This window comes from Mesorhizobium sp. LEGMi-168a (assembly GCF_058312955.1).
The window spans coordinates 1-13,212 of the sequence record NZ_JBZEGV010000057.1 but is presented as its reverse complement, the minus strand read 5'-3'; the positions used below and the strand labels follow the sequence as shown (position 1 = coordinate 13,212).

5 protein-coding genes and 1 pseudogene are annotated in these 13,212 nt (G+C 56.6%); 3 read left to right on the top strand and 3 right to left on the bottom strand.

Annotation, left to right across the window (positions count from 1 at the left end; translation table 11 throughout):
• The 3 genes from AC4FWB_RS33325 to AC4FWB_RS33315 form a co-directional block, all read right to left on the bottom strand.
• Positions 1-229: SDR family NAD(P)-dependent oxidoreductase (locus tag AC4FWB_RS33325; RefSeq protein ID WP_491030470.1), on the bottom strand; the 229-nt coding region annotated here is incomplete at its 3' end.
• A complete protein-coding gene (locus AC4FWB_RS33320; RefSeq protein WP_491030469.1) occupies positions 207-968 on the bottom strand; it encodes an SDR family NAD(P)-dependent oxidoreductase in 762 nt (253 codons plus the stop codon). The genes AC4FWB_RS33320 and AC4FWB_RS33325, both read right to left, overlap by 23 nt.
• Before the next feature lie 708 nt (positions 969-1,676).
• A complete protein-coding gene (locus tag AC4FWB_RS33315) occupies positions 1,677-2,384 on the bottom strand; it encodes a class I SAM-dependent DNA methyltransferase (RefSeq protein ID WP_491030468.1) in 708 nt (235 codons plus the stop codon).
• A gap of 465 nt (positions 2,385-2,849) precedes the next feature.
• Here AC4FWB_RS33315 and AC4FWB_RS33310 point away from each other — a divergent pair.
• The 3 genes and pseudogenes from AC4FWB_RS33310 to AC4FWB_RS33300 all read left to right on the top strand — a co-directional run.
• Positions 2,850-3,918, top strand: a pseudogene (locus tag AC4FWB_RS33310) (IS1380 family transposase); the annotation flags it as partial.
• A 747-nt stretch (positions 3,919-4,665) separates the two neighbouring features.
• Positions 4,666-11,922: an SDR family NAD(P)-dependent oxidoreductase gene (locus AC4FWB_RS33305; RefSeq protein WP_491030467.1), complete on the top strand. Its 7,257-nt coding sequence runs from the start codon at positions 4,666-4,668 to the stop codon at positions 11,920-11,922.
• A gap of 294 nt (positions 11,923-12,216) precedes the next feature.
• Positions 12,217-12,900 (top strand): 4'-phosphopantetheinyl transferase family protein, encoded by a 684-nt coding sequence (locus AC4FWB_RS33300; protein WP_491030466.1) that lies wholly within the window; start codon positions 12,217-12,219, stop codon positions 12,898-12,900.
• Positions 12,901-13,212: the final 312 nt, after the last annotated feature.

Genomic DNA, 13,212 nt, shown 5'->3' with positions numbered 1-13,212 from the left:
TTGAAGCTTCGTCCGTGACGTCGAGAGACACGAATGTGAGGCGCTCAACGCCGCCGGAACCAGCGGAGTTATCGTTGCGCAGATCGCCGATGACGACCATGGCGTCTTCTTGCGCGAGCGTTTCGGCCATTGCACGCCCTATGCCTCGATTGCCGCCGGTAACGATGGCAACCTTTCCTGATAACCGAGTCCCCAAGAATTCCTCCTTATCCCGCCGTGAAGCCGCCATCTATTGGAATGGCAACCCCTGTGATGTGCCTTGCTCCCTCGCTTGCGAGGAAGAGGACCAAACTCGCGACTTCCGCCGGTGCAGCTACGCGGCCCTGAGGACTTGAATCGATGTTCCTTTGCAGAACCTCGGCCGCTGTGACCGGTTTGGTATGAGCTGAAACGAGCATCGGCGTGTCCACCGCGCCGGGACACACTGCATTGATCGTGATCTGCTCTTTTGCGTGGTCAAAGGCCATGGCTTGCGTCAGCGAAACGACGGCGCCCTTCGACGCGCAATAGGCAGCCAGCCCTGGACAGCCAACCAATCCCACGTTCGAGGCTATGTTGACAATGCCGCCGCCGCCGGTTGATCTCATAGCCTTCACGGCAGCGCGGCTAAAATAGAACACACCGTTCACATTAGCCTCGAATGTCTGCCGCCAATCCTCGTCCGATGTTTCGACAACACTTCCACGGCGGATAATCCCGGCGCTGTTGACCAAGACGCATACCTTTCCGAACCGCTCCACGGTGGATTCAATCACTTGGTCGGCGAAGGCCGAGTCCGTCACATCGCCGAGCATCAATTCGGCCTCACAAGCACGCTTCTGGACGGCCTCCAGCGCCCGTTGGCCGCGTTGCCGGTCGCGACCAACCAGTACGACTGACGCTCCCGTCACGGCAAAGGCATCTACAACCGCCTCCCCTATCCCGGACGTCGCGCCCGTAACGATAACAATCTGCTTGGAGTGTGTCATAGTATCGGATTGCCCCGTGAAATTGATGAGGCCTGGCATCCCGCGGACCGCGTTAGTAATCTAGAGCAGCGTTAGCGCTAGTTTATCGCAATATTTAGGATACGGTGGCCGCTTTTGGAAGTCACTGCCAGATACCAAAAAAATGATCTGGCGTTGGCGATTAGCTAATCTCCTCGAACGGCTCGATGTATCTTCGCACTGCCACATAGTGCCCCGTCACCATCAAACATTAGCCTCCGCGATCTGGACATAATAGATGCCAACACAATACAATTCAATATAACATGGCATTTATCAAAACAGGGTTATCACAGATCAGTCAATACTTCTTCTCTACAGCCTATGTGTTCATACCATAGAATATTGCCAGTTATACCAATCATTGGTATTTTATTGGCACTTTCATGGCTCACTTAACACTTATCCATATTCTCTTATTGATATTTTATTGCATAATCACATCTTTTGTATAACTTATATTTGTCGGCAACATCTTGGTATCTTCTTACTTTCAGCATTGAGAATAGTCTTTGGCCGGCAGGATGACGCATCGTCGCGAATCCTCACAGCTAGCTAGCGCGATGCGTTCTTTTCGTGGCGCCACGATCAGACCGGAACTACTGACGGGCCATATGCTTAGGTGCCGGCTCTCCTCGTGCCTCCTTGCATAAGCTGCAATTTTGGAAAGCAAGGTTTGTGGCAGCGCCGTCATAGCCTTGGTTCCTCTGGTGCGCTGACCTTCTCGGGCACCCGAAAGACCCAGTAGTGCGCGTGCTCCTCGGCGAGGTATCTGCCGCTATTTAGACAAAGTGCCGTTACAAGGACGCCTTCATCCCGCAGAGACCGAACCCAGTCTTCAAAGAATGTTGTCTTTGCATAGCTCTTGCGGGTGCTTGCAATGATGAAGCCGTTCGGGCGGGTGACGCGAGCCAGCTCGCGCAATCCACCGGGTCGGACGTGTCCGAGCGTGAGAACGCCGCAGCAGACGGTCAGGTCATAGCTAGCGTTGGAGTACTCGGAGAGCTGCCCATTGAGATCGACATCGCCTCGAGCATGGCGGTAGACGCCGGTTTGCCGGGCCTTTTCAGCCATCTCTTCGGTTAGATCGAACCCGTCAATCAACCGGAAGCCGAGGCGTTCCAGTTCCATACCGACGAGTCCCGTTCCGCAGCCAGCGTCCAGAATTTCGACAGCACTTCGCTGCCCGGCCAAATAGGCCGTCTGCACAGCGCCCACCAGTTCCGCGATGACTGTCGGGCCGCAGTACCCGACGCGGGCCTGATCTAGGTCGAACACATTCGCCCATCCGCTATATAAGCGGGCCAAGCGAGCGGCGTCGCCATCGAGAGCATGGGACGCCTTCATCCGCTCTCGTGCGGATTGCTCCAGTGCTGTCTGCTGATCCAGGGCTTTCATAACATTTTCTCCATGTAAGTGCAGATAGGTCGTGTAAGGGCGGGTGCGGCACTGCAGCCATGGGGCGCGCGAATTGCTCCTTCTCACTGTCCGGAGCATGGTTGTTTGCCCCTGCGAAGGCGTCTGGCCACAAGGTAATCATGTCGATGCTCTAACGGTATGTTCGCCCCCCCCGGCGGAGTTGTCAGCAATTTCCGGCCTGGCTGCCGCCGGTCCTGAATCGACACTGCCATCGACACTCCCAAGATAGGTAGCAGAAAAACACGAGAGCGACCGTACCAGAAGCATGGAGTGTAAAACAGGTATCTCTGAGAATTTTACATTACATTATAACACGATTATACGACAGTCCCTCCTTTTCTACTTAACAGTTTCGAAAATAAACTGAAATATGTCAAAGTCTTGCCGCTGCGATCCACGATCCGCGCGATACGCGGTGGGTGAAGCACGCGGTCGTCGACGAAGCACGCGGTCGTCGACATTGTGCGTGCCCGCATCTTTGCGATTGCCTGCGGCTATGAGGACGTCAACGATCTCGACCGGCTGCGCACTGACCTGGCTCAAGCTCGCCTGTGGGCGGCTGACCGACGGCATCGACCTGTGCTCGCAGCCGATCTGTTCGCGACTGGAGGACCTGCGGGACCTCAAGACGATCATCCGGCTCGGCAATGTGGTGGTTGGTTGACCTGTGGCTGTCGAGCTATGCCGCCGCTCTAGAGCGTGACGCTCGACATCGACAATACGCACGATGTCGTTCATGACCATCAGCAGCTGTCGCTCTTTAACACCAATTACGACGAGCGCTGCTTCCTGCGGATCAATGTCTATGACACCGCCACCGGCCGCCCGGTGGTCATTATCCTGCATCCCGGTAAGACGCCGACGGGCAAGGAGATCCGCGACCATCTGCGCCGTCTTGTGCGGCGCATCCGCGCCCGCTGGCCGACCACCGTATCCTGGTGCGCGGCGATCACCGGCTAAGCCCAAGTCAGGCCTGGTGCCAGGACAACGGCATCGACTATACCTTGCACTGCCCGGCGACGCGGTTCTCCGGCGGCTCGTCGATGAGAGTGCCGACGACGTCTGCATGCGCCGAGAGGCGAAGTCCTGGAAGAGCTTCGCGTCTGTGCCCGCATCGAAGCAACCGCGATGGACCTCGACATCCGCTTCGTTGTCACCAATCTCGACAGTGGCTCGGCCAAGCACCTCTACGTGATCTACTGCGCCCGCGGCCAAGCCGAAAACCTGATCAAGATGCACAAGAGCCAACACGCCTCCGACCGCACCAGCTGTCGCGCGCCGGTCGCCAACCCAGGTCCGCCTCGTCCTTCACACCGCCGCATACTGGCTCATGCTCGCCCTATGCGAGGCGGTGCCCACCGGCCACCGTCTCGCCAACGCCGAGTTCGCCAGGCTGGTCCTCAGGCACCTCAAGCTCGGCGTCCGCGTGCCGGAAACCATCTCGGGTATTCGCTTTGCCTTCGCCGCCGCCTGCCGGAGGCCAGCCTGCTCCCGCTTCATCGCCACCAACCTGAGCCGGCCGCACCGTGAGCGGTGGGGCAGCAAAGCCCCACCGAACCAGGCCGCCTCACCTCCAGCGCGTTCCATAGTCCTGGCCTCTCGCGGTTAGACAGATGCCTCACCGCCTCACGATCCGCCGCTACCCAACCAAAATCGCTCACGAATAGGATGAGCTATCCTCGTGCGGCCGGGCCGGTACACATTGGGAGTGGCAAGGCAGAATTTTTGCGCGCTGATCTCGGATGCTCCCTTCGATCGCTGGGGAGGCAGTGTGCTGAGAGTTCTGCAAGCTCAGTACCTTTCTCACCATCCGCTGCCGTCTAAGAACGAGACTCAAGCCGGGCAGGAACGCGGCTCACAATGCGGCACGGGTGATTTCGATCCAAGCCAACATGATCTCAACTGAGTCTCGCAAATCCAACAGTACCACGATCTACCATAATTACCGGGCTTCTTGCCTACGACTGACGCTTAGTGATCTATTAGTGCTCCATTCACAAATATTAAACTTCCACCAATCTAACTTTAACACTGTTCAATAAAGTTTAACATATATATAACTTCTTCTAACTATCGAACGCGATATATTTTTCTCTCTCGTTTCGGACTGCAACCCAATCCCACGTGTTCGTGAAGCAGGAGGTTCCATGTCCGCTGGAGAGATTGACAGAAGCGCCCGTACGGCCACTCGTTTTCGCCGAAGGTTCCATTCAGGCGCCGTGCTGCAACATAGTTTCAATAGTACAAGGCGGTCGCGCAGATGAAACAGCTCCCCCCTAAAGCAAAAGGAATACTGAAGGTAGTAAAGAGTTCACTCGAACCGTCGTATCGCATGATTTGCTTCCCGCATGGTGGTGGCGGCGCCCAATCGTTCCGTAGTTGGTCTGACCATCTTCCCGAAGACGTCGAGCTGATCTGCCTCGATCTTCCTGGGCGCGGTAGCCGATCAGCTGAGCCCGCGATCCGGAGCATGGATGCGCTGGTTTCCGCTGTTACTGAGGCGCTTCCCGAACATTGCGACCGGCCCTTCATATTCTTTGGTCACAGTACGGGTGCTCTCGTGGCTTACGAGGTCGCTCGCTCGCTTGAACGCTCCGGCAGGCCATCTCCCTTTCATTTGGTCGTGTCTGCTCACAAATCGGCGGATGTGCCGGCGGATGACCCCCCCATGTATAGGTACTCGGATGATGAATTGACTGACCTGATTCGGACGCTCGGTATGGTTCCTCCTGAGGCTCTCACCAACGAGGAACTTCTAGTAGATTTCATCTTGCCGCCCTTGAAGGCCGACTTCGAATTGGCGGAGACTTATGATCGGAGGTTAGCAACCCCTCTCAATGCAGCTATTACCGCAATAGGAGGGCTTCAGGATGAATTGCTCAATGCGAACGATCTGGACGGATGGCGTCGACTTACAAGGTCACGCTTCGCCCGGATTATGTTTGGGGGAGATCACTTTTTCACGCATTCGATGACCGAGAAAGTGGTGCCTACGCTTCTGAACGAGACCCAAGACGTGAAGGCAGATCTGCCGGCATCTATTCGAATCGGCGAGACCCTGCCTTACCCTGAACTGCCACTACATGATTTGCTCCGCAAGCAAGCAGCGCTCAAGCCCGACGCTCCCGCCGTTGTTTCTGACGATGCGACCCTCACCTACCGTGAACTCGACGAGCTGAGCGAGGCTCTGTCCAGGCAGCTTCTCGGGCACAGCCAGCGTCCCGGAAAGCATGTGGGCATTCTCATGGATACTTCGATTGAATATCCGATCGCACAATTTGGCATTCTTAAGGCAGGCGCAGTATATGTCGTGCTCGACAAGGCTCTGCCCTTTGCGGCGCTCAAGCAGATACTCGAAAAGGCGGCCATCGAAATCGTAGTCACCAACAAACGTTTCGGAGCTAACCTTCCACCTGACTGGTCTGGCCTTGTGCTATCTATCGACAAGAGTTGGGAAGCGCAACTCAGCGACGTCGGTCCAGCCAATTGCCGGGTGGTCGATCTTGATACCCCAGCCCAGATCGTATTTTCGTCCGGCACCACGGGTGAGCCAAAGGGAATCATCTGCCCCCACCGAAGCTTTGTATCATCTTACCAATGTCGCTATCACACGCTGCCATATGCGACTGAGGAGCGCGAGGCCGTTAATATCTTCCTAGCCTGGGAAATAATGCGGCCCATCCTGGATGGGATACCAGCATATCTAATTCCAGACGACGTCATCTACGATCCGTACCAGCTTGTAGATTATCTTGAGCGAAACCGAATTTCTAGAACACTTTTCACTCCCTCGCTGCTGGATGTGCTTGTAGGCAGTGGCGTGCTGACCGATTCCTCCCGCCTTCAGGACCTTTGTTTGATTTACCTATCAGGCGAGGTGGTGACAGCGGCGTTGCTTGCCCGTGCGAAAGATGCGTTGCCGCATGTCAAAATCATCAATAGCTACGGTATAGCGGAGACCTATGACGTCACCCACATAGACTTATCCGGGATCGATCCTGCAATAACACAGAAAATCGTTCCGGTCGGCGCACCTCAGCACAACGTCGGCGTCTATGTCCTTGGGGATCGGCACGAACCAGTCCCACTGGGCTTCTTGGGTGAGATCTTCGTCGGTGGCGATGCCGTGGGGCAAGGTTATCTCAACAGCCCAGAGATGACACGGGAACGGTTCCTTCCCGATCCGTTCCGCGGTGCAGGCACGATGTTCCGCACGGGTGATCTTGGCCGCATGTTGCCTAGTGGACAAGTAGAAATCGTCGGGCGCTGCGCGTTCATGGTAAAAATCCGAGGTTATAGCGTTGTCCCAGGGGCTGTAGAAACCGCTCTGCTCCGGCATTCCGCTGTCTGCTCCGCTGCCGTCGTGCCGGAGCTTGATCCGGAGACAGGCCAGCCTGATCGACTGGTCGCCTATGTAGTAATACGCAATCGGAACAAGGACTGGCAGGCTTCATTGCGTGCCCACCTGAAGTCCGAGATGCCGCACTACGCGATGCCATCAGAGTTCGTGCCTGTGACGGAATTGCCTATTGCGGCGAACGGGAAACTTGATCGGTCACGCCTCCGTGAACTAGCGGATGAGGCGTGCGCTGCTGTGACAGGCACCGACGAGATCGAGCCCGCACTGCACGCTGTCTGGCGAGACCTTCTCCAGATAGAAACTGTCGACCCCACCGATAACTTTTTCGACCACGGCGGACATTCCCTTCTGGCTGCCCGTCTCTGCATGCAGCTTCGTGAGAGTCTGAAGGTGGAACTCCGCGTAGTAGAGGTCTTCCTAAACCCGACTTTCAAAGATTTTGCGGCTCTTCTTCGCAAACGCCACGGCGAGCAGAGACGTCCCCAATTCAGAAAGCTTCGCATGCCACCGTCGGTTTCGGCGGACAAGCCGCCGCTTGAGGCGGTCGACCAAAGAGGTGGCACCGGTATGGATATCGCGGTGATTGGCATGAGCGCGCGATTCCCCGGCGCAGACACCATCGAGGCGCTCTGGGAAAACCTTTGTCAAGGCGTCTGCTCAATCAAACCCATATCGGCGCAGGTCCTCAAGGCCCGGGGGATTCCGGAAAGTCTCCTGCAGCGCCCCGATTATGTTCGCATGGGGGCCCATCTCGATGATGTGGACATGTTCGATCCGGGTTTTTGGGGCTTGTCGCCTCGTGAGGCGACGTTGATGGATCCGCAGCATCGATTGTTCCTCGAATGCTGCTGGAAAGCGCTTGAGTCCGCCGGATACATGCCAACCCGGCACGAAGGCCGGACGGGGGTCTTCGCCGGTTCCTTCCTCCCACTCTATCTGCTGCACCAATTGAAGGGGGAAAACCTCATAGATCCTTCCGACGCCCTGCTCGCCTGGCTGACGGAACTCGGCAACGACAAGGACTATCTCGCATCGCGTGTGTCCTACATGCTGAACCTCAGCGGCCCAAGCATTGTGGTACAAACCTCATGCTCAACAGGACTCGTCGCGATCGCTACTGCCGCTCAGTCGCTCGCGGCCGGCCATTGCGATATGGCGCTGGCAGGCGCGGCGAGCATCATCTTCCCTCAAGCGGGATACCAGTATGTAGAAGGTTTCATCAATTCCTCGAACGGCGTATGCCGCGCCTTTGATGCCGATGCCAGCGGCACAGTCGTCGGAGATGGGGTAGGAGTCGTTGTTCTCAAGCGGCTCAAAGATGCGCTCGCTGCGGGCGACCCCATCCACGCGGTGGTGAAAGGATGTGCCATTAACAACGATGGCTACGCCAAATCATCTTTCTCGGCACCAAGCGTGCAGGGACAGGCTGCTGTTGTGCGCCAAGCACTTGTGTCCGCAACGCTCGACCCTGCGGACGTGGAATACATCGAAACTCACGGGACCGGCACCAAGATCGGTGATCCAATTGAGGTCCGCGCTTTGGCAGAGGCTTTCGCGGGGCAAGCGGAAAGTCGCGAGACCTGTGCGCTGGGGTCAATCAAACCGAATATTGGCCATGCCAATGCGGCCGCTGGGGTCGCGAGCTTTATAAAGACAGTGCTCAGCCTTCAGCAAGGCCTAATTCCCCCGACCATCAACATCAACCGGCTGAATGAGGAGTTAAATCTGGAAGAGACATCCTTCTTCGTCAATGAGCAGCTCAGACCCTGGCCTCGTAAGCAGGGTCGCGTCCGAACTGCCGGAGTCACCTGCCTCGGAATCGGCGGAACCAATTGTCATGTTGTGGTGCAGGAATGGATGAACGAGAAGGTAAGGGCGTGGCCCGGACCGATCGCGCGGGGATCCCACGCCCTGTGCTTATCCGCAAAGACGCCGTCGGCGCTAATCCGGGCCTGTCGGAATTTAGCCACGTTCCTGCGGCGCAACCGGGATGTCTATCTCGGCGACGTCGCTCATACGCTCCGGGTGGCAAGATGCCATTTCGATCATCGGACGGTCGTTGTGGCGCGCAACTTAGATATGGCCATCAAGAGGCTAGAGGAAGAGGCGGATCGGGCGGCGGATCGAATTCTTTCCTCACCGTCGATTGCGTTCATGCTGCCGGGCGGTGGAGTCCAGTACGCGGGAATGTTCAAGGATCTGTTTGATCATGTCTCTGACTTTCGCGAGGCGTTTCTGACTTGTGCTGCCGCTAGTCGCCCCATCCTGGATCGTGATGTGGTGTCACTCGTGTTTGGGGAAAACGACGGCTACGCGGCCGCATCCTTCGAAGAAATCAACGTCATGATCTTCTCCGTGCAGTACGCTATGGCAAATTTGCTGGAAGCGTGTGGCGTGCATCCCGATTACCTTGTCGGACACAGTATGAGCGAATACGTTGTGGCCACCCTCGCGGGCATTCTGAAGCTGGACGACGCTATAGCCCTGATGGTCGCTCGTGGTCGTGCGATGGCGAATCTTGGCGTCGACGGTGCTATGCTTGCGGTCAAATGCAGCCCGGAAGAGGCTGAACACATTCTCGATGGGGACGCTTGGCGTGACCGAGTTGAAGCTGGCGAGATCAGTGTCGGCGTCGTGAACTCCAAAACTAGTGTCGTGTTCACCGGGAAACGGGAACTGATTGAAAGGCTTCAGAAGGGGCTCGAAAAAGCAGAGATCCCCAACCAAGTCCTTAATACAGCTGGCGTCGCTAGCCATTCTCCGCTGATGAGACCGGCGGCTGATCTTATTGACGCACATGTCCGCACGCTCGAGAAACGAGTGCCGGATTTGGCCATCGCTCTGAATTTAGGAGGATATCTGCACCGGGCGAAAGTTTCTCTGCCAGAGACCTACTGGAGCAGGCAAGCAAGTGGAACGATCCGATTCGATCGGTCTCTCGCGGCTATCGTCGCGGCCGGCGCAACTGCGCTCATTGACATTGGCCCCTCGTGCAATCTTACGCGTTTCGCACATGAAACAATCCATTCAGAGGCTCCTAAGACCAGCGTTCCAGCGATCGTCTCAGCCGCGCGCGGGAAAGACGACCTTGAATTCACCGACCGTCATGTTCTTCTGGAATGTCTTGGGGGCCTCTGGTCCTTGGGTGTTGCGGTGGATTGGAAACGAGCCAGCGATCAATTGGAACCGTTCGGTTCTCACCGGCGGATTTCCCTTCCGACGTACTCGTTTGACCGTCACCGTTGCTGGCCGGACGGTCAGCCTGTTGGCTTGACGGTTCTGCCGCAGACCGAGGAGCGAGAGCGGCGCAAGGGAGAGGCTTTCATCTATTCGCAGAGTTGGACAGAGAGAATGCCTCCCCGCACGATTCTCGGTAACGGGAGTACAAAGGGGCAGCGTTGGCTGATACTCGCCGATCGGCCGGCCAAAGACGTGGAGGGCGCGGGAGACGCGCTGGCAAACAAAATCATGCAGCAGTTGGTGGATGCTGGTCATGAGGTTGTTCGTGTTTGCCGACGAGCCAAACCCTCGAACCAGTCGATGAAAGTCAAGGAGTCTATCATCATGATTGACCCTACCCGAGAAGGCCTGAAGGCGCTCTTCGACGCCGAGATCGCTTCGGGCCGTTCCGCTGACCGCATTCTCTGCCTCTGGCACCTGAGCGACTGCGCCGACTCGTCCGAGGATCCAACTGCGGTGCAGACCGGTCTTTTGCGAAGCTACGACGCGATACTCGATTTGGCGAGAGTTCTCTCTACGCTGACATTCCAGACTCCGGTCGATGTCTGGATCGTTGGTGATCAGATGGTCCAGGTCGGTGAGGAACCCGTTCATCCCGAAAAGGCATGCATCTTCGGTCCAGCCATCGTGTTGCCGCAGGAAAATCCGAACATTGATTGTCGCGTTGTTGACGTGAACATCGACGAACCGGGTGTCAGCGATCGGCTGGTTGCTGAAATTGGGCGGGATATACCTAGCCCCGATGGGGTCGTGGCGCTACGCGGACCCCGGCGGTGGGTGCCGCACTTTTCCGAGATGTCCCTCACCGCACAATTTCCCCGTGAGGAGATCCTCCGATCCGAAGGAGTCTATCTGATCACAGGAGGTCTCGGGCTGATCGGTCTTGCCTTGACTGAACACCTCGTAAAGCTTGGGGCGACAGTCGTCGCGGTAACCCGCCGTGCGGTACCCGATTTTTTGGACTGGAAGTCCGCGGATCTGGATGAGAATGGCTGGATGAGCCGATTGGCCGCGCTTGATGATGCGAAGGGCCGGGTGATCCTTCGCCAGGCGGACGTATCTAGTTTCGACAGCTTATGGAGCGTTCTCGAAATTACTATTCGGGATTGCGGTCGGATCGACGGTATCTTCCACGCGGCTGGGTTATCTGATCTGAAGTTCCTTTCTGAGATGGAGGACACGACCTCTGCCAATGAGTTTGCCTCCAAAGTCGTGGGGACGCGTAATCTCTACAATGCGCTGAAGCGAATCCAGTCTACCTACACCCGAGTACCGGAATTCGTTTTCCTTTTCTCCTCGCTCGCTTCAATTCTGGGTGGACCGGCGATGGCCGCTTATGCGGCGGCAAACAGGTTCATGGACGCGTTTGCACGCCAAGTCCCAGGCAAACTCGGTATCCGGTGGATCAATTCTAACTGGGATGACTGGGGTTACTCGTACGAGTGGCAGGTTACTGCCGCGTACGCTACATCTCACGCGAAGGAGGTGGCACTCGGTCCCGAGGAGGGGGTTGACATTATCGAGCGCATACTCGCAACCGTCGACAATGGTCAGGTCATAGTAGCGACGCGCCCCTTGCCTCCCCGTCTAAGGCAATGGACCGAGCAGGTTAGGACAATTACGAACGACAGCCCGGGCGTAGACAAGACATCTTCATCGGAAGAAGTCGGAATGGCCCTGGAGAATGTTCAGAGCGTCGATCTGAGGGGAGCCTTCCTCAATGAAGTGAAATCTCTGTTGAAGGCCACGGAAATCGGATTCGAGGATAACTTCTTCGACATCGGGGGAGACAGCATTCTTGCCACAGCTCTTCAAGTTCGTTTAAAAAAAACTGGTCTCTGGAGAGCGCCTCGACTGGATGAGATTTTTAAGGCAGCAAATTTCAGCGATCTCTACGAGAGCATCTGCCAGAAGTGATCCATCAGTCAAAATAGTCTGACAACAGAACTAGGATACAACACTCTCGTCTGCGCGAGAAGCGGCCCGCCAATAGAAATCCAGAGAGCGCAGCCAGCCCTCTAAGAATTAACCTACGGACAAAGACCATACTACTAAGTTCCCTTTGTTAACATGACAGAAGTTCATGTGGTCGATATGCGAAATGAATCAAGGCCGGGCACTGCGGCAGCACGTGCGGCTCTCGGAACGCCCGCCCCATCCGGCAGGCACCTCACTGCTTTATCTGCCCGTTCGCGGGGGTTCCTTGAGGACGTGACGTTCCACAATACTGGATATGCCAGTGCGGTCCTAGTGCAGTGCCGGTTCAATTTCGAGAGCTACGCGGAGGACTTATTTCACAAGCTCGCCTTGGCCCGTCCTCCCAGCTTGTCCACAGCACTACCCATCCGCCGTGCCGAATTTCTCGCCGGTCGCGCGATGGCGAGCGCAGCGTTGCAGGCGCTCGGCCGACCTGCTCCCGACATTCGCATCGCCCTTGACCGCGCCCCCCTTTGGCCCCAAGGTTCTGCCGGCTCGATCGCCCACACACGGGAATATTGCGCCTGTTTCGCCATTGCCCACCAGGGCTGGCAAGCGGGTGTCGACATCGAGGCAGTGGCCAGTGGACATGCGTTGGAGTCTATCCTGACTGTCGCTGCTAATGAGCATGAACGCTATTTGATTGCGCGACAGACAACTCTCCCTCGGGATCTGCTGGCAACACTGCTTTTTTCGGCCAAGGAAACGCTTTTCAAAGCACTCTACCCGACGGTGGAAAGCATCTTTGGGTTCGATTGTGCTGAATTGCGGACGCCCCCTGCAAATGGGCGCGTACGATTGCATCTCACACAAACCCTTTGCCACGAACTATCCGAAAACAAAGGGTTTGGCGTCAGCTTTCAGAACACCACCGACCATGTATTGACTTGGTTGGCCGTTCGCCGACTGCGAAGGTGAATGTGGTTGCCAGCGTAATGTAGCCCTTGCCCGTCTACCTGCCGAGGTGACCTGGCTCGCGAACGTTTCCGTCTTTGAAACATGCTTCCGCGAGAACGTGAAGCCGCTGGCCGCTGGACAACCTGTCCGTCGTCAGGGAATTTGAGACAATTGGTGCTTCTGATTTAGCGTAAGCGCCCGGTGACGCTTTCAATTACCCACAAGTTCGGCCGCGTCTTGGAGAACGGGCTGCTGACTATTGCTTCGGTTGAATCTGCTGTGATTCTGTCCGTGGCTCCGAATCGCAGCCGGGGCCCCGATGACCAAAGCACG